Raw genomic sequence first — 26,131 nt, 5'->3', positions numbered from 1 at the left:
CCGCCGGGCGCCGTGCCCATCGTTAGCCGTGAACAGGACTTGCTGAATCACCGTATTTATCGCTACTGTTAATGCCTTCCCGCCATCGTGGCGGAGCTTATCATCAGGAGGCGGATATGATGTCGGAGGAGCCTGCCGTTGCCCTTATTGGGCCAGGCGCGATTGGGACCACGATAGCCGCGGCGCTGCATGAAGTGGGGCGTACGCCGGTGGTATGCGGGCGTACGTCTCATGCACAGCTGTTGCTCAGATTCGATGGCGGAGAGATTACGCTTCCCGGACCGGTGCTGACCGACCCGGCGGCCATTGCGCGGCCATTTTCGCTGGTTTTCGTTGCGGTCAAGGCGACCCAGAACCCCGCTATTTCCGCGTGGTTGACCGCGTTGTGTGATGAAAAAACGGTGGTGTGCGTATTGCAGAACGGCGTCGAACAGCAGGCGCAGTTTGCCGACCGCGTTGCGGGGGCGACGGTGCTACCTGCGGTGGTGTGGTTTCCGGCGCAGCGCCAACCCGATGCCTCCGTCTGGCTGCGCGCGACGCCCCGGCTGACCTTGCCGGATCTACCGCAGGCCCGGCTGGTACAGCAAACGCTGCAAGGGACCCGCTGCGCCGTCGATCTTGCCGCTGATTTCACCACCGTAGCCTGGCGCAAGCTGCTGCAAAATGCGGTGGCTGGCCTGATGGTGCTGACGGGACGTCGGGCCGGTATGTTCGCCCGTGGCGATATCAGCGACATCGCGCTGGCCTATTTACGTGAAGGCCTGCTTGTCGCGCGCGCGGAAGGCGCAAGGCTGAGCGACAGCGTAGCGCAGGAAATTATCGACGGATTTCATCGCGCGCCACCCGATCTCAGTACCTCGATTCAGATTGACCGTGAAAACGGGCGGCCGCTGGAATGGGAGATTCGTAACGGCGTGATACAGCGCCGCGGACGTCGGCACGGCATTCCGACGCCGCTGAGCGATCTTATCGTTCCGCTGCTGGCGGCCGCCAGCGACGGACCGGGCTGACGGGATAAAGCGGCGGCGCTTGCAGCCGCCGGATAGCAGGCGGCATTCCGCGAGGTCTGGCCGCTGTGACTGGCAACGTGGTTGTCGTCTGTGTATGTTATCCCCTTGAGCGCTGGCAAGCGGAGATCTGCTTGCTCACTGTCCCACCGTCGCACCAAAATTGTGTTTGATCTCAGCCCGCTATGTGCAAGCTGCCAATATATTTGGCGAAGAGAAGCATAGAAACTTGATCTCTTGTTAGAGCTGTCTACCATAAAAAGTAGCGCTGCGTTTAAATGCAATTCTTGCGTAGCACCATTCTAATGCTGGTTATTCATTTCATTCTCTGACCTGGTTGTTGTCCGGGATATTTATGCCTGTAACTCATCGTGTCGTTGAGCGAGGTGTCACATGACAAGACCTGCCTCTTATTTTAAAGATAACCTGTTTATATTTATTAAAAATGACTCCGGGTAAGCATTGTAAATAACAGTCTGACTCAGCAGGTAATCGAGTGGCCAGATTTTATTTTTGGTGAGTATTAATGTTGCTGCTAATTATTGTATGCGTTGTACAAACCTGAGTTTATTAAATCACCTGAATGCTACGGGGGCTCTATGTTAAAAATCGGTGATGAAGGTAAGGCGGTAGCACAATTGGTTGACGATCTCCGCAAGCTATCATTCGGTCTTGCGCCAACGGATAAATTTGATCAGGTAGTAAAAAAGTCAGTAGAAGCTTTCCAGGTGGCCAACGTGGATGCCTCAGGCCAACCGTTAATTGTCGATGGTAAAGTAGGACCACACACCCGTTGGGCTCTCGATGCTGCTTTGGGTAAACACAGCGTTGTGCTTCAACACCCGACTCTCCCGACGTTCACCCCGTCAGGGGGAAGCCATGCGGGCCTGGCCGCGCTTAAAGTCGCTCAGGCGGAGATCGGCCATGGTGAAGAAGGTTCGGATAATCACGGTCCTGATATTAAAAAATATTTCGCCGGGTACGGAAACCAGGGGCAAAGCTGGTGCGCGGTCTTTGTCAGTTACTGTTTTAACCAGGGAGCAACTGCGGTATTCGGCTATCAAACATCAGCTCAGGTATTGCATAATAAAATGAAGTCATTAGGCTATTCTTACACTCCTTCATTGAGCAATCCACCACAGCCGGGTGATATTATTTGTTGGTTGAGAGTCGATCCTAAAAAGCAGCAAGAGACTGCCTGGATGGGGCATGTTGGTATTGTTCAAGGCTATGCCGATGGCATTTTGTGGACTATTGAAGGTAATCGTGGAGCCTACCCCTCAAAAGTGAATATCTTCCATTATTCATGGTCAGTTTTAGTTGCTTCAGCAACTAATGATAAGTTTAAGGGACTGTATGGGCTCTCGCGCCATCCCTGATAATATTTAAATTCTACAGGATAATAAAATGGCCAATAAGAAAATGCCTTTTTACCCTATTATTTATGTTCGTGGTTATGCGATGACTAATCACGATATTAATGAGACTACCGCCGATCCTTTTAATGGTTTTAATCTTGGCTCAACGATGCTGCGAGCCTCTGCGAGCCAGAAAGATCGCCCGAAGAAATTTTATTTTGAATCGCCTGTTATTCGTCTGGCCTCGGAGTTTGGTTATAGCGATGTTTTTGAGCAGGGACTGGATATCACGGACGCTGGTTGGGCGCTGGATCCGGAGGGTAAACCTACCGGAAACATCCTGGATGATAAATCGGTGATTGTGTATCGCTATTATGATGATGCGTCCACGCTACTGGGAAGGGGTAAAACGCCCGACATAGCAACGGCGGCAGTTGGACTGTCAAGCCTGCTGGCCACGATCAGGCAGCTTTTGCTGGCAAACCCCAACAGCGGCGTGCAGGAGCCCGACGACTTTCGCTGTTATCTGGTGGCCCACTCGATGGGAGGCCTTGTTTGCCGGGCTTTTCTACAAAATCAGGCGCTTGATCCGCAGCAGATGGCCAGAAGCGTCGATAAATTTTTCACCTACGCTACGCCACATAACGGGATTGAGTTTGCGGAGATTAATATCCCGAACCTTCCCTGGCAAAGTAGCGTCACTAACTTTAGTCGTGACCGTATGGCGCAGTATCTCGACCTCGAGAATGCGTACCAACGTTATAAACGGGTCGATTTGATCCCTGAGTCCCGACTTCCCTCATCGCGCATTTTCACTATGGTAGGGACCAATCGCCTTGATTATGACGTTGCCGCCGGACTCTCGAGAACCTTTGTCGGGAACGGCAGCGATGGTCTGGTAAAAATTGAGAATGCTACGCTGAATGGTCTTAATGATGATGGCTCAATCGGCGCGCCTTGTGCGAAAGCCTTCACCTATCGCGCCCATTCCGGCTATTTCGGTATCGTGAATAGCGAAGAAGCTTTCCAGAATCTGGCACGCTTTCTTTTTGGCGATGTCCGCGTGGATATATGGTTGGAACTTAAGGACATTCGTCTTCCGGATGCGGCGCTAAAAGCGGCCGGTGGAGAACCGAATAAGATTGACGCAATCTATCAGATAGAAGCTATTGCTTCTCCCAGGGGTAAACCCTGGTCGTTAACCCGACGTGTCGCCGAAGAGGATTCCGTTGCCTGTCTGACGCAAAAAGAGTGGAATACGCAGGGACATGCTTCGCAATATCTCTCGAGCGTCTTCTTGTCCAGGCGTGCGCGAGTGAATAAAGCCCGGCGCTCTCTGGCCTACAGCCTGGTACTGGGAGTGAAAATTCCCGATTATGAAATAGAAAAGCGATTTTGGTTTAACGAACACTATGAGGGAGGGTATTTGTTCCGCAACTCTCTGATCCTTGAAATTGTCCCTCCGGCCAATGACGACAGCCCCTGGCGGATAAAATATTCCTGGCAGGACTCAGGGGTTTCCAACGCCGATATTATTCTTGATCCGCAGCAAATCGCCGATAATGCATGTGAGGTCACGATACCCGTAGAAAGTGTCTCCATCGATACCAAAGGCAATAAACGGCCTTCGGTGCCGGGGATCTCTGGGGCGTTGCGCTTTAAAGTCCAGCTCTGGAATTGAGAAGCGCGCTGAAAGCGATAGCGCCACCGAGGTTACCCCCGGTGGCGCGCATATTTCTCTATTGGGTCCTGCGACAAACTACTTTTTCTTTTCGCCCAGCGTCGGGGTTTCGTCAAAGAAGTTCCACGGTTTCAACAGCGCATGCGCCCATTCGGTCGGCATAATCGGCCACTCCTCCGCGCGCGCCACGTGGGTGGTGCCGGTGGTTATCCAGACCACGTCATCGTGGTTGGTCAGCGACTCGTTATCCTTCGCATAGGCGCCAAGGCCGGTATCATGGATCGACCGGTTCGGGTATTTCCCTTCCGGATAACGCTCCTGCGGGTGATAGCGGGTAACCCACAGCTGTTTATCCATAAAGCTCAGACGGTGATAAATCCACTCATCCGGCGCGAATTTGGCACCGGTCGCCACCGGGTGGGTTCCGCCCGCGTACGGGATAATTTGATACGATACCGGATTACCCATCCGGTTCTCTTTGGTGGTATTGCTCAGCAGGCGAATAGTACCCGGATCGAACTTCTGCGCCGCTTTTTGTTCGCTGTCGATGGTGTACTGGTTAATCTGCATGGAGCTGGTGCGCGGGCCGCCGGCGGTATTGGGCTTCACTTCCGGGTCCATGGCCACCAGCGTGTTGTTCTCACCATCAACGTCAAGGTCAAGACGGAAGTTGTAGATATGCTGGTGCGTGGTGCCGACGATGTTATGGTCGATCAGCGTCCCGTAACGGGTATCCTCTTTGGCGCTCGGATCGTGCATGGTCTTCGCCATGACGCCTTTGACCGCTTCGATTCCGGTGGCGCCGGCATCAATGCCGATGGTGCCGTTCTCGTGGAACACCCAGTCAAAGATATAGTCGTAGTTGCCGACGGTGCTGATCCAGCGCACCACCAGCTCGCGGCGCTCGGTGCTGACGTTCGGTTGTCCCATCTCCTGATGTTTATATTCCGGGCCGGCATAGCGCTCGAAGATCGCAATCGCGTGCGGAATAGTGGTTGGCGCACCGGTATAATCAGCAATGGTTTCATCCAGCAGTACCGAGTTCGCCGGCGCATCTTTACCGCGGACGATTGGCGAGGTCAGGGTACCCATGCCGTAGTCGCCGGAGTCGAGATAGGCTTTGAAGTACCAGCCCACGTCCGGGTCACCATATGGCACGATCATTCCGCCCAGCGAGCCTTCATACATCACCTGACGTTTCTGTCCGTTGTCGTTGTAGGTCACGGTGGAGAGAATCGGCCCGACGCGGGAGTTCAGCCGCAGGTGGAAATCCCAGTTCTGCCAGTGAATCGTGTCGCCGGTAATGGTGTAGTTTTTGCCTTCCGGCTCGGTGATATCCAGCGGTTTAACGGCGGCAGCTACGCGGTCGCGGCCATCATAAGGGCGCGACTCCATCGGCACCGGGATCACCGGACCTTCTTCAATTTTGATGATTTTCTTCTGCTCAAGATCCACCACCGCGACCAGGTTTTCGATCGGGTGCGCCCAGTAGTTGCCGTCGCCGGTATCCAGATAGCTCACCACTTTCAGCAGGCGTGAATCCTGCTTCAGACCATCTTTGCCGTCAAAGTAACCGACGGTCAGCGGCGTGGTGATGACTTTTTTGGTGTCGGTGATGCCGTGTTTTTTGAGTACTGCGGCGAATTCGTCACTGGCGTTAATAATGTTCTGCACGCTGACGAAATCATCCAGCAGGACCATGCCGTGGGCGTCTTTAATTGGCTGCCAGGAGATGATTTTCTTATTCTGTAAATCCACCACGCTTTCGATGACGTGTTTGCCATCGAGCATCACCACGTCAGCGGTGCGCGGCGCATCAACCGCGGTTCCTTTAAGCGCGAAGGCCCACACCGCCGCTTTATCCGGCTCGTGCAGCGAGATTTCGGTAAAACGGGTGTTGGGGCGGAATTGCGGCGAGGCTTTGACAATCGTCACCGCTTCGCTGATTTCTGCCGCGGATAACGAGTTGAGCGGATGCGGGCGTTTCTCGACCTGGAAGGTCTGATCAAGACCGGACTGGAAGACATCGTTGATAAAGGTATCGGAGACCCACGCCTTACCGTCTTTCATCACCACCGGAACCTGTAAATCCAGCGACTTGCCGTTGACGATGGCCGTTTTGGCGCCGGGCTTCACTTTGACGTAGGCGCCATCCTTCATCAGGGTAAACATCTGGGCATAATCATCCCACTGCACGTCGGCGCCAAACGCCTGCAGCGTTTTATCCATCGGGACCATATGCGCTTCGTCGCCGTGCGCGAACACCGGTGATTGCCAGGCACAAAACAGCGCAACGGCCAGAGCTAAGGCTGTTTTACGCGGGGAACGAATTGAGTTATTTGCCATTGTGACCTCATCTTATATTTATATTCCCGTCATGCTTTGGGTTGCATCTACGGTGACCACGCGTCCCTGCTGACTGTCTGCAACGCCAATGATTCCGGCGAGTTGTGTTGTCGCTTGCCGCTGCGAAATGCCGGCTTTACTCGCTTTAACCTACCAGCGGTTGGCCGGTTGGCGTTTGTTTGCTCTTGCCAGGTTGTTTGTCAGATTTGCCAGTTATGCCCGGAACAGGCCGGGCGGGGCACAAAAAATGCCTCCGCAGAGGCATCGGAAACCGACCCTGCACGTCCGGCGTTAGCCGGCGCGGCAGGGGACGGACAGGCATTGGTTAATCCGCAAAGTCACCGTGCTGACGGGCCACCAGCGTCAGGATGGAATAGAGCGCCACCGGCTGCTGGTGCTGGTTGAATATCTCTACCGCCCACTCCACCACCCCGGTGGCTTTCTCCTCGGCGCTACGCTGGCGCTTCACCGTTTTACGTTTGCAGGTCAGGCGAACCTGAATGGTATCGCCCGGCTTCACCGGTTCGATAAAGCGCAGGTTTTCCATGCCATAGTTAGCGATGACCGGCCCGACGCCGGCATCGACAAACAGCCCGGCTGCCGCGGAGATCAGGAAGTAACCGTGGACCACGCGCTCGCCGAAAATGGAGTCCGCGGCGGCAATCTTGTCCATGTGGGCATAGAAGTGATCGCCGCTGAGACAGGCAAAATTGACGATATCCGCTTCGGTCAGCGTGCGGCGCGGCGTCAGCAGGCTATCGCCAGGCTGGATCTCTTCAAAATATTTACGGAACGGATGAATGCGGTCCTCGCTGACTTCGGCGCCGCGCACCCACTGCTGACCGATGGCGGCCAGCATCGTCGGGCTGCCCTGAATCGCGGTGCGCTGCATATAGTGTTTTACCGCGCGTAAACCGCCGAGTTCTTCGCCGCCGCCGGCCCGACCCGGCCCGCCATGCACCAGCTGCGGCAGCGGCGATCCGTGACCGGTGGACTCGACGGAAGAGGTCTGGTTGAGGATCTGAATACGGCCATGTGAACGAGCGGCGCCGAGGATAAATTCACGCGCCAGCTCGCCGCTGGCGGTTACCAGCGTGCCGACCAGACTCCCTTCACCGGCGCGCGCCAGCGACAGCGCGTGCTCGCGATGCTGATACGGCATCAGGGTGGCAACCGGACCGAAGGCTTCAATGGCATGCACCGCCGGTGTTTCATCCGGCTGCGGGCAGAACAGCAGCGTCGGCGGAAAGAAGGCGCCGGCGGCGTTAAGATCGGCCTGGCCGCCGAGCAGAACCTCGCATCCGGCCTGAATCAGCGCGTTGACGTTGTCCTGTACATCCTGGCGCTGATCCTCGCTGACCAGCGCGCCCATTTTTACCCCTTCTTGCGCCGGGTCGCCGACGGTCACTTTTTGCAGACGGGCAATCAGCGCTTCGCTGACCGCATGAACCTGGGCCTGCGGAACGATGATGCGGCGGATAGCGGTACATTTCTGCCCGGCTTTGGTCGTCATCTCGCGCACCACTTCGCGGATAAACAGGGCAAATTCCGGCTGTTCGGGAGTGATGTCCTCTCCGAGTACGCAGCAGTTCAGCGAATCGGCCTCCATGGTGAAGGGGATCGATTTCGCCACCAGGTTAGGGTGAACGCGTAGCTGCTGGCCGGTATGGGCGGAGCCGGTAAAGGTCACCACATCCTGGCTATCCAGATGATCGAGCAGATCGCCCGCGCCGCCGCAAATCAGGCTGATGGCCCCGTCCGGTACCAGCCCGCTCTCGACGATGGATTTGACCATCGCCTGAGTCAGCTGGGCGGTGGCGGTGGCCGGCTTGATAATGGCCGGCATGCCGGCAAGCCAGGTTGGCGCCAGCTTTTCCAGCATGCCCCAGCAGGGGAAGTTAAAGGCGTTGATATGCACCGCGACGCCGGATTTTGAAGTCAGAACGTGGCGGGCGGCAAAGCCTCCCTGTTTCGACAGCGGGATCAGTTCATCTTCCGGCCACAGCGTATCGTCCGGCAGCTCGCGACTGCCGAGGCTGGCGTAGGTGAACAGCGTGCCGATCCCACCTTCAATATCGACCCAGCTATCGGCGCGGGTCGCCCCGGTTTGCGCTGAAATTGCATAAAACGCATCTTTTTCTGCCAGCAGGTGTTTCGCTACCGCTTTCAGCATCGCGCTGCGTTCGATAAAGGTCATGGCCTGTAACGCCTTAGCGCCGCGGTCGATGGCAAAACGGCGCGCCTGTGCCATATCCAGCCCTTCGCTGGTGACTTCCCATAATGTCTCACCGCTGATGGCGTGGCGAAGCGGGCGGGCGCGACCCCGTCCGCTCTGCCAGACGCCGGATAAATAGCTGGCTAACTGCTGCATGGCGAATCTCCAATATGTTACGTGAAATCTTTATAAATAGTTATTTTATGAATCATGAAATGCAAGCGACTATTTAATAATTTATTAACATTGTGATCGTGGACGCGTCGTGTCTCGCCGCGGATGGCCTGTGTTGTCGCAGTCGCAAGGCGATTTTTTGTAGTCATCATCACAAAAAACACAAACAAAATTTGTGGTTTTATTTAACCTGAGTGTAACTTTTATAAAACAAAGTGATTCACAAATACGCATTTGTTGAATTTATTGGAATCATAAAGGTGATGACGTGACAGAAGAACAACGCTTTGACCAGCGTATCGCGCAGGATACGGCCATCGAACCGCAGGACTGGATGCCGGATGCCTACCGCAAGACGCTGATCCGTCAGATTGGCCAGCACGCGCACTCGGAAATTGTCGGCATGCTGCCGGAAGGCAACTGGATTACCCGCGCGCCGACGCTGCGCCGGAAGGCAATTCTGCTGGCGAAGGTGCAGGATGAGGCCGGACACGGCCTGTATCTGTATAGCGCGGCGGAGACGCTCGGCTGCGCCCGGGAAGATCTGTATCAGAAGATGCTCGACGGGCAGATGAAATACTCCTCGATCTTTAACTATCCGACGCTGAGCTGGGCTGATATCGGCGTGATCGGCTGGCTGGTCGACGGCGCCGCTATCGTCAACCAGGTGGCGCTGTGCCGCACATCTTACGGCCCCTATGCCCGGGCGATGGTCAAAATCTGCAAAGAGGAGAGCTTTCACCAGCGTCAGGGGTTCGAAGCCTGCATGGCGCTGGCCGAAGGCAGCGAAGCCCAGCGTCAGATGTTGCAGGATGCGATTAACCGCTTCTGGTGGCCGGCCCTGATGATGTTTGGCCCGAGCGACGATAACTCGCCGAACAGCGCGCGCAGTATGGCGTGGAAAATCAAACTGCACTCCAACGACGAACTGCGTCAGCGCTTTGTCGATAACACCGTACCGCAGGTCGCGATCCTCGGCATGACCGTGCCGGACGCCGATTTGCAGCTGGATGAAACGACCGGGCACTACCGTTTTGGCGCAATCAACTGGCAGGAACTGAATGAAGTGATTAACGGGCGCGGCATTTGTAACCACGAACGCCTGGCCGCCAAGCGTAAAGCCTGGGAAGAGGGGGCATGGGTGCGGGAAGCCGCGCTGGCGCATGCGCAAAAACAACACGCCCGCGACGCGGCATAAGGAGAAGCATGATGAGCAACGTTTACTGGCCGTTATATGAAGTATTTGTTCGCAGCAAGCAGGGGTTATCCCATCGTCACGTCGGCAGTCTGCATGCCGCCGATGACCAGATGGCGTTAGAAAATGCCCGCGATGTCTACACCCGTCGCAGCGAAGGCTGCTCCCTGTGGGTGGTGAAAGCCAGCCAGATCGTCGCATCCCAGCCGGAAGAACGCGGCGAGTTTTTTGATCCGGCGGAGAGCAAAGTCTATCGCCATCCGACTTTCTACAGCGTGCCTGACGGCATGGAACATATGTGAGGCAACGATGAACAACCTGAATCCCGTTGCAACCTATGCGCTACGTCTCGGCGATAACGGCCTGGTGCTGGCCCAGCGCTTAGGCGCGTGGTGCGGCCATGCCCCGGAGCTGGAAATTGACCTCGCGCTGGCCAATATCGGCCTCGATCTGCTGGGCCAGGCGCGCAACTTCCTCAGCTATGCGGCTGAGCTGGCGGGGAGCGGCGATGAAGATACCCTGGCCTACGGTCGGGATGAACGTCAGTACGGCAATCTCCTGCTGGTGGAACAGCCGAACGGCAACTTTGCCGACACCATCGCCCGTCAGTTCTTTATCGATGCCTGGCACGTGGCGCTGTTTACCCGGCTGGTTAACAGTCGTGATGCGCAAATTGCCGCCATCGCCGCCAAGGGGCTTAAAGAAGTGCGCTACCACCTGCGCTTCAGCCGCGGCTGGCTGGAGCGTCTGGGCAACGGCACCGAGGTGTCGGCGCAGAAAATGCAGCAGGCGGTCGATGGTCTGTGGCGCTTTACCGGGGAGCTGTTCCTCGCCGACGCGCTGGAGCTTGCCCTTGTCGAGCAGGGTATCGCCGTTGACCCCCGCGACCTGCAGGCGGAGTGGCAGAGTACGGTTCACACCGCGCTGCTTGACGCCGGGCTGCAGATCCCGCAAGAGGCGGCGTTTCGCCACGGCGGTAAACAGGGACTGCACAGTGAACATCTCGGGCCGTTGCTGGCGGAAATGCAGTATTTGCAACGCGCTTATCCCGGTCAGCAGTGGTAACAGGAGGTGGCTATGCAACGTCTCGCCGATATCGCACCCGCAGAAGTCCATGCTATCTGGGCGCTGTTAAGTGAGATCCCCGATCCGGAAGTGCCGGTGCTGACCATTACCGATCTTGGCATGGTGCGCAGCGTGGCGCCGCATGGCGAAGGCTGGGTGATTGGCTTTACGCCGACCTACTCGGGCTGCCCGGCGACCGAGCATCTGCTGGGGGAGATTCGCGCGACGATGGCTCGCCACGGCTATACGCCGGTGCATGTTGTCCTGCAGCTTGACCCGCCGTGGACCACCGACTGGATGAACCAGGATGCCCGCGAGCGTCTGCGCCAGTACGGCATCAGCCCGCCGCAGGGGCACGCCTGCCATGCCGGTCTTCCGCAGGAGGTGGTATGCCCGCGCTGCGGCAGCGTTCACACCACGCCGATCAGTGAATTCGGTTCGACGGCCTGTAAAGCGCTTTATCGCTGCGACAGCTGCCGTGAACCCTTTGATTACTTTAAATGTATTTGAGGTTGCCATGACGACGTTTCATTCGCTTACCGTCGCGAAAGTGGAGCCGGAAACCCGCGATGCGGTAACCATTACCTTTGCGATTCCCGACGCGCTACAGGCGGAGTATGCCTTCCGCCCGGGCCAGCACCTGACCGTGAAAGCCCGCCTCGGCGGGGAAGAGCTTCGCCGCTGCTACTCCATCTGTCGCAGCCGCTCGCCGGCAGAAATCAGCGTGGCGGTCAAAGCCATCGACGGCGGGCGTTTCTCCCGCTATGCGCAGAGCGATATCTGCCAGGGGATGGTGCTGGACGTGATGGTGCCGCAGGGGCACTTCGGCTACCAGCCGCAGGCCGGGCGCGAGGCTGACTATCTGGCGATTGCCGCCGGATCCGGTATCACTCCGATGATGGCGATTATTGGCGCCACGCTGGCCACCGAAGCGAATAGTCGCTTCACCCTGATTTATGGCAACCGCAGCAGCAGCAGCATGATGTTCCGTCAGGCGCTGGCGGATTTAAAAGACCGCTACCCGCAGCGGCTGCAGGTGGTGCATCTGTTCAGCCAGGAGTCGATGGACAGCGATTTGCTGCAGGGGCGCATTGATGGCGAAAAACTGCACGCGCTCTCCGTCAGGCTGCTCGATTTCAGCCGCTTCGACGAGGCCTTTATTTGCGGTCCGGCGGTGATGATGGATGAAGCCGAAACGGCGCTGCGCGAGCTGGGGATGGCGGAAAACCGGATTCATCTCGAGCGCTTTAATACGCCCGGAAGCAGCGTTAAACGCGCCACCGGCGTGCAGGCTGAAGGCCGCACCGTCACGATTCGTCAGGACGGCCGCGATCGGCAGATTGCCCTCACCGCGGAAGATGACAGCATTCTGGATGCGGCGCTGCGCCAGGGGGCGGATTTGCCCTTCGCCTGTAAAGGCGGCGTCTGCGCCACCTGCAAATGTAAAGTGCTGCGCGGTGAAGTGGCGATGGCGGCCAACTACAGCCTGGAAGCGGACGAACTGGCTGCCGGATATGTCCTGAGCTGCCAGGCGCTGCCGACCAGCGGCGATGTGGTGGTGGACTTTGACGCAAGGGGAATGGCATGAGCGATCTGCTGATAACCCGTCACCAGCGGATCCTGCTGCTGACCCTCAATCGCCCGCAGGCGCGAAATGCCTTGAATAACGCGCTGCTGACGCAGATTGCCGACGCCCTGGACGCGGCGGCGTCTGACCCGGATATCCGTGCCTGCGTGATCGGCGGCAACCGCCGTTTCTTTGCCGCCGGCGCCGACCTGAACGAAATGGCGGAAAAAGACCTGCCTGCCACGATGGATGATATTCGCCCACGTCTGTGGGCGCGGATTGATGCTTTTCCGAAGCCGCTGATCGCTGCTGTCAACGGCTACGCCCTTGGCGCGGGCTGCGAGCTGGCGCTGCTCTGCGACCTGGTGGTGGCGGGCGATAACGCGCGCTTCGGCCTGCCGGAAATCACTCTCGGTATTATGCCCGGCGCCGGAGGCACCCAGCGTCTGATCCGCTGCGTAGGGAAAGCGCTGGCCAGCCGGATGGTGCTGAGCGGTGAAAGTATTGATGCGCAGCGGGCGCAACAGGCCGGTCTGGTGAGCGAGATCGCCCCGGCGCTGTTGACCGACGAATATGCCCTGAAGCTGGCGGCGACCATCGCCGGCCATTCGCCGCTGGCGCTGCGTGCGGCGAAACAGTCGCTGCGCCAGGCGCAGGAAGTGAGCCTTCAGGCCGGTCTTCAACAGGAGCGTCAGCTGTTTACGCTGCTGAGCGCCACCGACGATCGCCGCGAAGGTATTGCCGCCTTCTTACAAAAACGAACCCCGGAATTTAAAGGACGCTAATCGTGGACGCTTTTATTCTCAGCGAAGTAGAACAGGGTGTGATGACGATTACCCTTAACCGCCCGGATCGTCTTAATAGCTTTAACGACCTTATGCATCAGCAGCTGGCGGCCTGTCTGACTCAGGCCGAGCGCGATGAGAACGTGCGCTGTCTGCTGATTACCGGTGCCGGCCGCGGTTTTTGCGCCGGCCAGGATTTAAATGATCGAAACGTCGACCCCAGCGGCCCGGCGCCGGATCTGGGCCTGTCCGTTGAGCGTTTCTATAACCCGCTGGTGCGCCGTCTGGCGGCGCTGCCGAAGCCGGTCATTGCCGCGGTGAACGGCGTGGCGGCTGGCGCGGGCGCCACCCTCGCGCTGGGCTGCGATATTGTCCTCGCCGCGCGGTCGGCGAATTTTGTGATGGCCTTCAGCAAGCTGGGGCTGGTCCCCGACTGCGGCGGTAGCTGGTTCCTGCCGCGGGTGGCCGGGCGCGCCCGGGCAATGGGGCTGGCGCTGCTGGGTGAGAAGCTCAGCGCCGAACAGGCCGCCCAGTGGGGGATGATCTGGCAACTGGTGGAGGACGCCGAACTGGCCGATACCAGTCGTCAGCTGGCCCGCCATCTGGCGACGCAGCCGACCTTCGGTCTGGGGCTTATCAAAAAAGCGCTCCAGGCCTCGGAGACCAACGGCCTCGATGCGCAGCTGGATCTTGAGCGCGATTATCAGCGTCTGGCCGGACGCAGCGATGACTATCGGGAAGGCGTCAGTGCCTTCCTGGCGAAGCGTCCTCCACAGTTCAGCGGGAAATAGACCATGAGCCAAACACTGCAAACCGTCGCCGTGATCGGCGCGGGCACCATGGGGGCCGGCATTGCGGAAGTGGCCGCTGCGGCCGGACATCCGGTTCTGCTCTACGATATCGCCGCCGAGGCGCTGACCCGCGCCGTGGAAGGTATTCGTCAGCGTCTGGCCGCCCGCGTGGCGCGCGGCAAGCTGACGGCGGATCAGGCGGATGCGCTTGTCGCCCGCCTTGTGCCGGTCACCGAGTTAGCCGCGCTGTCCGACGCCTGGCTGGTGATTGAAGCGGCGTCAGAGCGCCCGGATGTCAAAAAAGCGCTTTTCAACCAGCTGGCGGCGATCTGCTCCCCGTCAACGCTGCTGACCAGCAATACCTCATCGATCTCGATTACCGCCATTGCCGCCGATGTCAGGCACCCTGAGCGGGTGGCCGGGCTGCACTTCTTTAACCCCGCGCCGGTGATGAAACTGGTCGAGGTGGTGAGCGGCCTGGCGACATCGCCGGAAGTGGTTGAACAGCTGTGCCGGTGCGTGACGGCATGGGGAAAACAGCCGGTACGCTGCCGTTCGACGCCGGGGTTTATCGTTAACCGCGTGGCGCGGCCGTTCTATGCCGAAGCGTGGCGGGCGCTGGAGGAGCAGGTGGCTCCCCCAGCGGTGATTGATGCCGCGCTGCGCGACGGCGGCGGTTTCCCGATGGGGCCGCTGGCGTTGACCGACCTGATTGGTCAGGACGTCAACTTCGCCGTGACCTGTTCGGTCTTTAACGCGTTCTGGCAGGACCGCCGTTTTCTGCCGTCGCTGGTGCAGCAGGAGCTGGCGCTGGCCGGGCGTTTAGGCAAGAAGAGTGGACAGGGCGTCTATCGCTGGCCCATTGAGAGCGCATCGGTGCCGGCGCTGGCCGCCGTGGCTGAGACTCGCGGGGCCAAAACCGTCTGCACGACAGGTGACAGTGTCACCGGAAGGGTGGCGATCGCGCTGGACGATGTGCGACTGCTGGAAACGGAAGGTGAAACCGCCCAGGCGCTGAGCGTGCGGTATGGCTGTCCGGTAGTGGTGTATGACTATTGCGCGGGTGACACCGTGGTTCTGGCAACGGCGGCGACGAACCCGGCGTCGGCGACCGACAAAGCGGTGCGCTATTTCCAGCAGCAGGGCAAGAAAGTGCTGCTGATTGCCGATTATCCTGGTCTGCTGGTCTGGCGTACCCTCGCCATGTTGATTAATGAAGCCCTCGACGCGGTGCAAAAAGGGGTCGCCAGCCCGGAAGATATCGATACCGCGATGCGCCTGGGCGTCAACTATCCGCATGGCCCGCTGGCGTGGGGCGAATCTCTGGGCTGGCAGCGCGTGCTGCGCCTGCTGGAGAACCTGCAACAGCACTATGGCGAAGAGCGTTATCGCCCCGGTTCCTTACTGCGCCAGAAGGCGCTTGTGGAGAAGCGTAATGAGCAATGAGGCCTGGCGCAACGCGCGCGCGATGTACGAAAAAGATACCTGCGCCAGAACCCTGGGCATCGAGATTATTGAAATGGATGACGGCTATGCGCAGATGAGCATGACCGTCTCGTCAGCCATGCTTAACGGCCATCAGACCTGTCACGGCGGGCAACTGTTTTCGCTGGCCGACACCGCATTTGCCTATGCCTGTAACAGCCAGGGGCTGGCGGCGGTGGCTTCTGCCGCCAGTATCGACTTCCTGCGTCCGGCCTTTGCCGGCGACCGGCTGGTCGCCACGGCACGGGTGAAGCAGCAGGGGAAACTGACCGGCGTCTACGACATTGAAATCGTTAATCAACAACAAAAGATTGTGGCCCTGTTTCGCGGCAAATCGCACCGCATCGGCGGCACAATTACGGGAGAAGTCTGATGCGTGACGCCTTTATCTGTGATGGGATTCGTACGCCGATTGGTCGTTACGGCGGGGCGCTGGCCAGCGTCCGCGCCGATGATTTAGCCGCCATTCCGCTGCGAGAGTTGCTGAGCCGTAATCCGGGTCTCGATCCATCGGCTATCGATGATGTGATTTTCGGCTGCGCGAACCAGGCCGGGGAAGATAACCGCAACGTGGCGCATATGGCGACGCTGTTGGCGGGCTACCCGCAGAGCGTCTCCGGCACCACCATCAACCGGCTGTGTGGTTCCGGCCTGGATGCGATCGGCTTTGCCGCACGCGCCATCAAAGCCGGGGATGCGGATCTGATGATTGCCGGCGGCGTGGAATCGATGTCGCGGGCGCCGTTTGTGATGGGCAAAGCCAGCGCGCCGTTCCAGCGTCAGGCCGAGCTGTTTGATACCACCATCGGCTGGCGTTTTGTGAACCCGCTCATGCAGCAGCAATTTGGCACTGACAGTATGCCGGAAACGGCAGAGAATGTAGCTGAGTTGTTAAATATCAGCCGGGCCGATCAGGATACCTTCGCTTTTCGCAGCCAGCAGCTGACGGCGAAAGCGCAGCGGGCGGGGATTCTGGCGCAGGAAATCGTGCCGGTACAGATTATTGGCAAGAAAGGGGCGGTGAGCGCGGTTCGCGAGGATGAACACCCGCGTGCCGAGACCACCCTTGAACAGCTGGCGGGATTAAAAACGCCCTTTCGCAAAGGTGGCGTGGTCACCGCCGGAAACGCCTCCGGGGTGAACGATGGCGCCGCTGCGCTGATTATCGCCAGCGAACAGCAGGCGCGGGCGCAGGGGTTAACCCCACGCGCACGAATTGTAGCGATGGCGACCGCGGGCGTGGAGCCAAAGTTTATGGGGCTGGGGCCGGTGCCGGCGGTACGCAAAGTGCTGGAGCGCGCCGGACTGAATATTAACGATATGGATGTTATCGAACTGAACGAAGCCTTTGCTGCACAGGCCCTGGGCGTCCTCAGGCAGCTGGGTCTGGCGGACGATGCTGAGCATGTTAACCCTAACGGCGGGGCTATCGCCTTAGGTCATCCATTGGGCATGAGCGGCGCGCGGCTGGCATTGAGCGCCAGCCTGGAGCTGCAGCGACGGAACGGGCGCTATGCGCTGTGTACGATGTGTATTGGCGTGGGTCAGGGCATTGCCATGATCCTTGAGCGAGTGTGAGCGACTTTACCTGCGAGTACCCTAAAATGATAACTAATACAAAATTAGATCCGATTGAAACTGCTTCTCGTGACGAATTACACGCTTTGCAAACCCAGCGCCTGAAATGGACGCTGAAACATGCCTATGACAATGTGCCGATGTACCGGCGTAAATTTGATGCGGCGGGCGTCCATCCTGACGATTTTCGCGAACTGAGCGACCTGAGCAAGTTCCCGTGTACCACCAAACAGGATCTGCGCGATAACTATCCGTTTGATACCTTTGCGGTGCCGATGGAGCAGATTGTGCGCATCCACGCCTCGTCCGGGACCACCGGCAAACCGACGGTGGTGGGCTATACGCAAAATGATATCGACACCTGGGCCAACATCGTTGCCCGTTCGCTGCGCGCCGCCGGCGGTACGGCAAAAGATAAAATTCATGTCGCCTACGGCTACGGGCTGTTCACCGGCGGTCTTGGCGCCCACTACGGCGCAGAGCGCCTGGGGGCCACGGTGATCCCGATGTCCGGCGGCCAGACGGAAAAGCAGGCGCAGCTGATCCGCGATTTTCAGCCGGACATGATCATGGTGACACCGTCCTACTGCCTGAATCTGATTGAAGAGCTGGAACGCCAGATGGGCGGCGACGCCAGCGGCTGCTCGCTGCGGGTCGGCGTCTTCGGCGCCGAGCCGTGGACGCTGGCGATGCGGGGAGAGATTGAGCGTCGCCTGGGGATCTCCGCGCTGGATATTTACGGCTTGTCGGAAGTGATGGGGCCGGGGGTGGCGATGGAGTGTCTGGAAACCGCCGACGGCCCGACTATCTGGGAAGATCACTTCTTCCCGGAAGTGGTTAACCCCAACGACGGTACGCCGCTGGCGGATGGCGAACACGGCGAGCTGCTGTTTACCACGCTGACCAAAGAGGCGCTGCCGGTGATTCGTTACCGTACCCGCGATCTGACCCGTCTGCTGCCGGGCACCGCACGCACCATGCGCCGGATGGATCGCATCAGCGGGCGCAGCGACGATATGCTGATTATTCGCGGGGTAAACGTCTTCCCGTCGCAGCTGGAAGAGGAGATCCTTAAAGTCGAGCATCTGTCGCCGCACTATCAGCTGGAAGTCAATCGTCGCGGCCATCTTGATTCACTTTCTGTTCGCGTCGAGCTGAAAGAGAGCAGCTTGTCGTTGAGTCATGAACAGCGCTGCCAGATCTGCCATCAGCTGCGCCACCGTATTAAGTCGATGGTCGGGATTTCGACGGATATTAGCATCGTCAACTGCGGCAGTATCCCTCGTTCGGAAGGTAAGGCCTGCCGCGTCTCCGACCTGCGCAAAATCGTCGCCAACGGTTAAGCCGCGACGTCCCGGCGGCGGCTTGCGCCCGACCGGGGATCCAGACCCGATCCCCGGTTAGCCTGCGCTACCGGGGATTTTCCTGTGCTATGATTCAGAAAGGACAACAATAACAACAGAATGAATCAAATGAGTAAACTCGATACTTTTATTCAACAGGCGGTCGAAGCGATGCCTGTCAGCGGCACTTCGCTGATTGCCTCGCTGTACGGAGATTCATTGCTACAACGCGGTGGTGAAGTGTGGCTCGGCAGCGTGGCCGCGCTGCTGGAAGGGCTGGGTTTTGGCGAACGGTTCGTGCGCACGGCGCTGTTCCGGCTGAACAAAGAGGAGTGGCTGGATGTGGTGCGCATCGGCCGACGCAGTTTCTATCGTCTGAGCGACAAAGGGCTGCGCCTGACGCGCCGGGCGGAGCATAAAATCTACCGCGCCAGCGCGCCGGAATGGGACGGGACCTGGCTGCTGCTGCTGTCGGAAGGGCTGGAGAAAAATCAGCTGGCGGAAGTGAAAAAGCAGCTGCTGTGGCAAGGCTTTGGCGCTCTGGCACCGAGTCTGCTCGCCTCGCCGTCGCAAAAAATGGCGGATGTTCAGTCGCTGCTGCACGAAGCGGGCGTGGCGGAAAACGTGATCTGTTTTGAAGCCCATTCGCCATTGGCGCTCTCCCAGGCGGCGCTGCGCGCCCGGGTTGAAGAGTGCTGGCATTTGACCGAGCAGAACACGATGTACGACACCTTTATTGCTCTGTTTCGCCCGCTGCTACCGCTATTGCGCGATGCGGATGCCGACGAATTAACGCCGCAACGTTGCTTTCAGATCCAGCTGCTGCTGATCCATTTCTATCGTCGCGTGGTGCTCAAAGATCCGCTGTTACCGGAGGAGCTCCTGCCTGCGCACTGGGCCGGCCAAACCGCGCGCCAGCTGTGCATCAATATTTACCAGCGGGTGGCACCGGGCGCGCTGACCTTCGTCGGCGAAAAAGGGGAAAGCTCGGTGGGGGAACTGCCTGCACCGGGGCCGCTCTATTATCAGCGTTTTGGCGGTTTGCCAGGCGCCTAAGGAGGCTTGATGCCGATTTATCAGATTGACGGTATGACCCCCGTTGTACCGGATGAAAGCTATGTGCATCCCACGGCGGTGCTGATTGGCGACGTGATCCTCGGGAAAGGCGTCTACGTCGGCCCTAACGCCAGCCTGCGCGGTGATTTCGGGCGCATCGTGGTGAAAGATGGCGCCAACATTCAGGATAACTGCGTGATGCACGGCTTTCCCGGCCAGGATACGGTGGTCGAAGAGGACGGGCATATCGGTCACGGGGCGATCCTTCACGGCTGCGTTATCGGCCGCAACGCGCTGGTGGGGATGAGCGCGGTGATTATCGACGGCGCAACGATTGGCGAAAACAGCATCGTCGGCGCCTCGGCGTTCGTTAAGGCTAAAGCCGAGATGCCGGCCAACCATCTGATCGTCGGCAGCCCGGCGAAGGCCATTCGCACCCTGAGCGAACAGGAGATCGCGTGGAAAAAGCAGGGGACGCGGGAGTATCAGGCGCTGGTCGAGCGCTGCCAGCAAACGCTGCATCAGGTAGAGCCGCTGAAAGAGGTGGAGCCGCAGAGAAAGCGGCTGGAGTTTGATGAAAGCCTGCGGCCGAAATCATCATCCTGAACCAGAGCCCCTGGCTTCGAGGGCCTAATATTTAGCCAGCTCGCGAAAAAGTGCCGGGTTCGCCTGAATCGCCGCCAGCACTTTTGCCGCGAGTCCCGTTGGGTTACGTCGTCTGGACTCCCAGCTTTTAATGGTATCCACGCTGGTTCCCAGCGCTTGCGCCATTTCCGTCTGGGAAACGTTCAGCTGCGCGCGAATGGCTTTTACGTCAGCGATCTCATAGCGAGTCACGCGGGCCGGGGCTTTATCGCCATTTTTGATATCAACGGCTTCTTTGAGGGACGTTTGAAGCTCATCAAAAAAACGCATGTCACACCTCATTTTTCAGTAGGTTAGCTAGTTTTTTGAGCCGGGATTTTTCTGCATCGGTGAGATTATCTTTGGTGCTTTTCGGGTACGCCAAAACCAGATAGATAATCTCAGCGGTGGCGAGGAAATAAATCACCCTCGCGCTGCCGCTTTTCCCCTGAGCGCCGGTCGCCATCCTGATTTTCCGTAGTCCACCCGTATTCTGGATGATATCCCCGGCATCCGGATTGCCAATGCGTTCTTTCTGCAGCGCCCGAAGCTCATCGTCAGTCGCAAGCTGTTTTATCTGCCGGGTAAACAGCGGCGTTTCGATAAATTCAATCGCACAGCACATGAGTACGCTCCTTGCTAAGGTACCATGTACACCTGAGCGTGTACATGGTACCTATCGATGATTTTTCGACATGTTGTCAGGTCAGGCCCGGAGGTCGGAGACAGCTGGCCGCAGGCCGTGAGCGCTATCGTATACGTTGGAGGATTTACAGGCAGAATGGGCTGCTGATTTTACGAGGCGTCTCGTAAGGTGGGTGACGGGGAGAAGAAACTCCCACCGGGCGGTGGGAGTGACAATCTAAATTACGCTGCAACCACGCTATCGATGGCCGCTTTGGCATCGGACTGCGCTTTGGCCGCGACTTCCGGACCGTAAGCAATGCCTTCTGCGAAGACAAAGTTCACATCGGTGATACCGATGAAGCCGAGGAAGGTAGACAGGTACGGCGTCACCAGATCGGTCGGGGTATCTTTATGGATACCGCCACGGCTGGTCAGCACGACCGCACGTTTACCGGTAACCAGACCTTCTGGTCCTTTTTCGGTGTAGCGGAAGGTCACACCGGCGCGAGCCACCAGGTCGAAGTAGTTTTTCAGCTGAGTCGGGATGTTGAAGTTGTACATCGGCGCGGCGATAACAATCACGTCATTAGCCTGCAGTTCAGCGATCAGCTCGTCGGACAGCGCCAGCGCTTCCTGCTGACGCGGCGTCAGCGGCGCATCGCTCGGACGCAGAGCACCAACCAGTTCACCATCCAGTACCGGAATCGGATTGGCTGCCAGGTCACGCACGGTGATAACATCTTCAGCGTGCTGTTCACGCCATTGTTCAACAAAATAGTCGGACAGCTGACCGGATTGTGAGTACCCTGCCAGAATACTGGATTTCAGTACTAATACTTTGCTCATGGGTGTTTCCTTATATGAGGTTGACGGGTCGATGCCCTGGTGCTTGTTGACACTGTATTCACAATCATGCCACAGAGAAAGCGCAATAAATCGAACCCTGTATTCAATTTTTTTGAACAAGGCATGCGATTCGCAGATGTGGTAATATACAGCAATACATCAAAAGAGATTTTTCCCGGCAGTGCGCTGCCCGATAACGCTATGACAGAACAACAAAAGTTCACCTTCTCTCAGCTATTCCAACGGCTTGATGGCCTGATGCTGCGTGATAAGTCACGCTTTTCCCGTCGCCTGCATGGCGTGAAGAAGGTTAAAAATCCTGAAGCCCAGCAGGCCATTCTTCAGGAGATGGCGCAAGAGATCGAACAAGCTGCAGGGAGAGTCCTGCTGCGTGAAGCGTCGCGTCCGACGATTACCTACCCGGAAAATCTACCGGTCAGCCAGAAAAAAGATGAGATTTTGCAGGCGGTTCGCGACCATCAGGTGGTCATTGTGGCGGGGGAGACCGGCTCCGGTAAAACCACCCAGCTGCCGAAAATCTGCATGGAGCTGGGGCGCGGGGTGAAAGGGCTGATTGGCCATACGCAGCCGCGTCGTCTGGCGGCGCGCACCGTGGCCAACCGTATTGCCGAAGAGCTGCAAAGCGAGCCGGGCGGCTGCATCGGCTATAAGGTCCGTTTTAGCGACCACGTTAGCGACAACACCATGGTCAAGCTGATGACCGACGGTATTCTGCTGGCGGAAATCCAGCAGGATCGACTGTTGATGCAGTATGACACCATCATCATCGATGAAGCGCACGAACGTAGCCTCAACATCGACTTCCTGCTCGGCTATTTACGGGAACTGCTGCCGCGTCGCCCGGACCTGAAAATTATCATTACTTCGGCAACCATCGACCCGGAACGATTTTCGCGCCACTTTAACAACGCGCCGATTATCGAAGTATCCGGGCGAACTTACCCGGTGGAAGTGCGCTATCGGCCAATCGTTGAAGATGCCGACGACACCGAACGCGATCAGCTGCAGGCGATCTTCGATGCCGTTGATGAACTGGGACGTGAAAGTCCCGGCGATATCCTGATCTTTATGAGCGGCGAGCGCGAAATTCGCGATACCGCCGATGCGCTCAATAAGCTCAATCTGCGCCATACCGAAGTGCTACCGCTCTATGCGCGCTTATCGAACAGCGAGCAGAACCGCGTCTTCCAGTCGCACAGCGGGCGGCGGATTGTGCTGGCGACCAACGTCGCCGAAACCTCGCTGACGGTGCCGGGCATTAAGTATGTTATCGATCCGGGCACCGCGCGCATCAGCCGCTACAGCTACCGGACCAAGGTGCAGCGTCTGCCGATTGAGCCGGTCTCTCAGGCCTCTGCTAACCAGCGTAAAGGGCGCTGCGGCCGTGTTTCCGAAGGGATCTGTATTCGTCTCTATTCCGAAGACGATTTCCTCTCGCGCCCGGAATTTACCGACCCGGAAATTCTGCGTACTAACCTGGCGTCGGTGATTCTGCAAATGACCGCGCTGGGCCTCGGAGATATTGCCGCCTTCCCGTTCGTCGAAGCGCCGGATAAGCGCAATATCCAGGACGGCGTGCGTCTGCTTGAGGAGCTGGGGGCGATTACCACCGACGAGCAGCAGACCGCCTATAAGCTGACGCCGATGGGCCGTCAGCTCAGCCAGCTGCCGGTTGACCCGCGCCTGGCGCGGATGGTGCTGGAAGCGCAAAAACATGGCTGCGTGCGTGAAGCGATGATCATCACCTCGGCGCTGTCGATTCAGGACCCGCGCGAACGCCCGATGGATAAGCAGCAGGCCTCCGATGAGAAACATCGCCGCTTCCACGATAAAGAGTCCGACTTCCTGGCGTTTGTTAACCTGTGGAACTACCTTGGCGAGCAGCAAAAAGCGCTCTCCTCGAACCAGTTCCGTCGCCAGTGCCGTACCGATTTTCTCAACTATCTGCGGGTGCGCGAATGGCAGGATATCTACACCCAGCTGCGCCAGGTGGTGAAAGAGCTGGGGCTGCCGATTAACAGCGAGCCGGCGGAGTATCGCGAAATCCATACCGCGCTGCTGACCGGTCTGCTGTCGCACATCGGGATGAAAGATAACGATAAGCAGGAATTTACCGGCGCGCGTAATGCGCGTTTCTCTATCTTCCCGGGCTCCGGTCTGTTCAAGAAACCGCCGAAGTGGACGATGGTTGCCGAACTGGTGGAAACCAGCCGTCTGTGGGGACGGATTGCCGCGCGCATCGACCCGGAATGGATAGAGCCGGTGGCGCAGCACCTGCTGAAACGCTCATACAGCGAACCGCACTGGGAGCGGGCGCAGGGGGCGGTGATGGCGACGGAGAAAGTGACCGTTTACGGTCTGCCGATCGTCGCCGCCCGCAAAGTGAACTATAGCCAGATCGACCCGGCGTTGTGCCGCGAGCTGTTTATCCGCCACGCGCTGGTGGAGGGGGACTGGCAGACGCGTCACGCCTTCTTCCGCGACAACCTCAGGCTGCGTACGGAAATCGAAGAGCTGGAGCATAAATCGCGCCGCCGCGACATTCTGGTGGATGACGATACGCTGTTCGATTTCTACGACCAGCGTATCAGCCACGATGTGATCTCCGCGCGCCACTTCGATAAGTGGTGGAAAGCGGCCAGTCGCGAAACGCCGGATCTGCTCAACTTCGAAAAGAGTATGTTGATCAAAGAGGGGGCGGAACAGGTCAGTAAGCTTGACTATCCGAACTTCTGGCATCAGGGCAACCTCAAGCTGCGGTTGACCTATCAGTTTGAACCGGGCGCCGATGCCGACGGGGTGACGGTACATATTCCGCTGCCGTTGCTCAACCAGGTGGAAGAGGCCGGGTTCGAGTGGCAGATTCCCGGCCTGCGTCGCGAGCTGATTATCGCGCTGATTAAATCGCTGCCGAAACCGGTGCGCCGTAATTTCGTGCCGGCGCCGAACTACGCCGAGGCGTTTTTAGGCCGCGTGACGCCGCTGGAGCTGCCGCTGCTGGATTCGCTGGAGCGCGAGCTGCGGCGGATGAGCGGCGTGACCATCGACCGCGAGGCCTGGCAGTGGGAACAGGTGCCCGATCATCTGAAAATCACCTTCCGGGTGGTGGATGACAAGAACAAAAAGCTGGCGGAAGGGCGTTCGCTGCAGGATTTAAAAGAGGCTTTGAAGGGCAAAGTGCAGGAGACGCTTTCTGCCGTTGCCGACAATGGCATTGAGCAGAGCGGGCTGCATATCTGGAGTTTCGGTCAGCTGCCGGAGAGCTACGAGCAAAAACGCGGCAACTATAAGGTGAAAGCCTGGCCGGCGCTGGTGGATGAACGCGACAGCGTGGCGATTAAGCTGTTTGATAATCCGCTGGAGCAGCAGCAGGCGATGTGGCAGGGGCTGCGCCGTCTGCTGCTGCTGAATATCCCGTCGCCGATTAAGTATCTGCACGAGAAGCTGCCGAATAAAGCCAAGCTGGGGCTCTATTTTAACCCTTACGGCAAAGTGCTGGATCTGATTGATGACTGTATCTCCTGTGGCGTCGATAAACTTATCGATGAGGCGGGCGGCCCGGTGTGGCGCGAGGAGGATTTCGCCAGACTGCACGATAAGGTGCGCGCCGAACTGAATGAGACGGTGGTGGAGATAGCCAAACAGGTTGAACAGATTCTGACCGCAGTGTTTAACATCAATAAGCGGCTGAAAGGGCGCGTCGACATGAGCATGGCGCTGGGGCTGTCGGATATTAAGGCGCAGATGGGCGGGTTGGTCTATCGCGGCTTCGTGACCGGCAACGGTTTCCGCCGGCTGGGGGATACTCTGCGCTATCTGCAGGCGATTGAAAAACGGCTGGAGAAAATGGCCATCGATCCGCATCGCGACCGGGCGCAGATGCTTAAGGTGGAGAGTATCCAGCAGGCCTGGCAGCAGTGGCTGAATAAGCTGCCGCCGGGGCGTCGTGGGGATGCGGATGTGCAGGAGATTCGCTGGATGATTGAGGAGCTACGCGTCAGCTTCTTCGCCCAGCAGCTCGGAACGCCGTATCCCATCTCCGACAAGCGGGTGCTGCAGGCGATGGAGCAGATCGTCGTCTGATCGACCGGCTGATGGTCGTTTTTAGGGTGGTTTGGGCGAAGGCGTGTTTTCTTAGTTTGTTCTGTGAAATGTTCGGTGGAATGTTCCGTTCACTATCGGTTCCGTATACTTCTGTTTCCTGCGGCACAGGTGAACGGCCCAGGGCCGGTTTCGCCCGGCTCTGGGGACCCGGCATCCCGGCAAGAAAAATCGTCGCTGCGCGATACCTTCGTCTCCGCCGTCTGGCTGTTCGGGGACGGCAAGAGGTAACCTCCCTGTAAGGCTTGCCTCCGCCAGGTTATTCG

Annotated in this window: 22 protein-coding genes; 17 read left to right on the top strand and 5 right to left on the bottom strand. The window is 58.3% G+C overall.

The genetic code is table 11. The features are described from left to right. Nucleotides 1-119 precede the first annotated feature (119 nt). The 3 genes from AC236I_RS13795 (at nt 120) to AC236I_RS13785 (ending at nt 4,046) form a co-directional block, all read left to right on the top strand. Nucleotides 120-1,010: an oxidoreductase gene (locus AC236I_RS13795; protein WP_015584471.1), complete on the top strand. Its 891-nt coding sequence runs from the start codon at nt 120-122 to the stop codon at nt 1,008-1,010. A 596-nt stretch (nt 1,011-1,606) separates the two neighbouring features. Continuing rightward, complete coding sequence (locus AC236I_RS13790; protein ID WP_071359365.1) at nt 1,607-2,386, top strand: NlpC/P60 family protein; 780 nt, start codon at nt 1,607-1,609, stop codon at nt 2,384-2,386. 28 nt (nt 2,387-2,414) lie between these two features. Next, the gene (locus AC236I_RS13785) at nt 2,415-4,046 is read left to right on the top strand and encodes an esterase/lipase family protein (RefSeq protein WP_071359366.1); all 1,632 of its coding nucleotides are present in this window, start codon (nt 2,415-2,417) and stop codon (nt 4,044-4,046) included. Nucleotides 4,047-4,124: 78 nt separating this feature from the next. Here AC236I_RS13785 and tynA read toward each other — a convergent pair whose 3' ends face one another. Continuing rightward, nucleotides 4,125-6,392, bottom strand: a complete 2,268-nt coding sequence (gene tynA, locus AC236I_RS13780; protein WP_004861284.1) for a primary-amine oxidase — start codon at nt 6,390-6,392, stop codon at nt 4,125-4,127. Nucleotides 6,393-6,717: 325 nt separating this feature from the next. Further along, complete coding sequence (gene paaZ / locus AC236I_RS13775; protein WP_404695031.1) at nt 6,718-8,763, bottom strand: phenylacetic acid degradation bifunctional protein PaaZ; 2,046 nt, start codon at nt 8,761-8,763, stop codon at nt 6,718-6,720. 286 nt (nt 8,764-9,049) lie between these two features. Between paaZ and paaA the strand changes: the two genes are divergently transcribed. From paaA to paaY, 13 genes are all read left to right on the top strand, one after another. Beyond that, the gene (paaA, locus tag AC236I_RS13770) at nt 9,050-9,979 is read left to right on the top strand and encodes a 1,2-phenylacetyl-CoA epoxidase subunit PaaA (RefSeq protein WP_004861291.1); all 930 of its coding nucleotides are present in this window, start codon (nt 9,050-9,052) and stop codon (nt 9,977-9,979) included. Between the two features lie 11 nt (nt 9,980-9,990). Continuing rightward, nucleotides 9,991-10,278: a 1,2-phenylacetyl-CoA epoxidase subunit PaaB gene (paaB, locus tag AC236I_RS13765; RefSeq protein ID WP_004861295.1), complete on the top strand. Its 288-nt coding sequence runs from the start codon at nt 9,991-9,993 to the stop codon at nt 10,276-10,278. Between the two features lie 7 nt (nt 10,279-10,285). Continuing rightward, complete coding sequence (gene paaC / locus AC236I_RS13760) at nt 10,286-11,041, top strand: 1,2-phenylacetyl-CoA epoxidase subunit PaaC (protein ID WP_032717349.1); 756 nt, start codon at nt 10,286-10,288, stop codon at nt 11,039-11,041. Nucleotides 11,042-11,053: 12 nt separating this feature from the next. Beyond that, nucleotides 11,054-11,551 (top strand): 1,2-phenylacetyl-CoA epoxidase subunit PaaD, encoded by a 498-nt coding sequence (gene paaD / locus AC236I_RS13755; RefSeq protein ID WP_004861301.1) that lies wholly within the window; start codon nt 11,054-11,056, stop codon nt 11,549-11,551. 7 nt (nt 11,552-11,558) lie between these two features. Then, a complete protein-coding gene (gene paaE, locus AC236I_RS13750) occupies nt 11,559-12,629 on the top strand; it encodes a 1,2-phenylacetyl-CoA epoxidase subunit PaaE (RefSeq protein WP_004861305.1) in 1,071 nt (356 codons plus the stop codon). After that, nucleotides 12,626-13,393, top strand: a complete 768-nt coding sequence (gene paaF / locus AC236I_RS13745) for a 2,3-dehydroadipyl-CoA hydratase PaaF (RefSeq protein WP_162661382.1) — start codon at nt 12,626-12,628, stop codon at nt 13,391-13,393. Before paaE ends, paaF begins: the two co-directional genes overlap by 4 nt. Before the next feature lie 2 nt (nt 13,394-13,395). Beyond that, nucleotides 13,396-14,184, top strand: coding sequence for a 2-(1,2-epoxy-1,2-dihydrophenyl)acetyl-CoA isomerase PaaG (gene paaG / locus AC236I_RS13740; protein ID WP_004861311.1), 789 nt, complete (start codon nt 13,396-13,398; stop codon nt 14,182-14,184). A gap of 3 nt (nt 14,185-14,187) precedes the next feature. Beyond that, nucleotides 14,188-15,630, top strand: a complete 1,443-nt coding sequence (paaH, locus tag AC236I_RS13735; RefSeq protein WP_015584466.1) for a 3-hydroxyacyl-CoA dehydrogenase PaaH — start codon at nt 14,188-14,190, stop codon at nt 15,628-15,630. Beyond that, a complete protein-coding gene (gene paaI / locus AC236I_RS13730) occupies nt 15,620-16,042 on the top strand; it encodes a hydroxyphenylacetyl-CoA thioesterase PaaI (protein ID WP_004861316.1) in 423 nt (140 codons plus the stop codon). Before paaH ends, paaI begins: the two co-directional genes overlap by 11 nt. Further along, nucleotides 16,042-17,247 carry a 3-oxoadipyl-CoA thiolase gene (gene pcaF, locus AC236I_RS13725; RefSeq protein WP_162661380.1) on the top strand — a complete coding sequence of 402 codons (1,206 nt, stop codon included), beginning with the start codon at nt 16,042-16,044 and terminating at the stop codon, nt 17,245-17,247. The genes paaI and pcaF overlap by 1 nt, the downstream gene beginning before the upstream one ends. A 26-nt stretch (nt 17,248-17,273) precedes the next feature. Further along, entirely contained in the window at nt 17,274-18,590 is a 1,317-nt protein-coding gene (gene paaK, locus AC236I_RS13720; RefSeq protein ID WP_004861319.1) for a phenylacetate--CoA ligase PaaK, read from the top strand. A 129-nt stretch (nt 18,591-18,719) separates the two neighbouring features. Beyond that, nucleotides 18,720-19,646: a phenylacetic acid degradation operon negative regulatory protein PaaX gene (paaX, locus tag AC236I_RS13715; protein WP_004861322.1), complete on the top strand. Its 927-nt coding sequence runs from the start codon at nt 18,720-18,722 to the stop codon at nt 19,644-19,646. A 9-nt stretch (nt 19,647-19,655) separates the two neighbouring features. Continuing rightward, entirely contained in the window at nt 19,656-20,252 is a 597-nt protein-coding gene (paaY, locus tag AC236I_RS13710; RefSeq protein WP_004861325.1) for a phenylacetic acid degradation protein PaaY, read from the top strand. 24 nt (nt 20,253-20,276) lie between these two features. Here the strand turns inward: paaY and nadS are convergent, their stop codons facing one another. The 3 genes from nadS to azoR all read right to left on the bottom strand — a co-directional run bounded on the left by nadS (nt 20,277) and on the right by azoR (nt 21,743). Beyond that, nucleotides 20,277-20,561 carry a NadS family protein gene (gene nadS, locus AC236I_RS13705; RefSeq protein WP_004861327.1) on the bottom strand — a complete coding sequence of 95 codons (285 nt, stop codon included), beginning with the start codon at nt 20,559-20,561 and terminating at the stop codon, nt 20,277-20,279. Between the two features lies 1 nt (nt 20,562). Then, the gene (locus tag AC236I_RS13700) at nt 20,563-20,895 is read right to left on the bottom strand and encodes a type II toxin-antitoxin system RelE/ParE family toxin (RefSeq protein ID WP_069475984.1); all 333 of its coding nucleotides are present in this window, start codon (nt 20,893-20,895) and stop codon (nt 20,563-20,565) included. Nucleotides 20,896-21,137: 242 nt separating this feature from the next. Further along, nucleotides 21,138-21,743 carry an FMN-dependent NADH-azoreductase gene (azoR, locus tag AC236I_RS13695; RefSeq protein WP_004861333.1) on the bottom strand — a complete coding sequence of 202 codons (606 nt, stop codon included), beginning with the start codon at nt 21,741-21,743 and terminating at the stop codon, nt 21,138-21,140. Between the two features lie 201 nt (nt 21,744-21,944). On the opposite strand from azoR, the gene hrpA reads away from it, so the two are divergent. Beyond that, entirely contained in the window at nt 21,945-25,847 is a 3,903-nt protein-coding gene (hrpA, locus tag AC236I_RS13690; RefSeq protein ID WP_487608522.1) for an ATP-dependent RNA helicase HrpA, read from the top strand. Nucleotides 25,848-26,131: the final 284 nt, after the last annotated feature.

Source organism: Klebsiella sp. Sb-30 (assembly GCF_057652795.1).
Note: the sequence above shows the minus strand (reverse complement) of the source record. Positions and strands in the feature narration are given on the sequence as shown.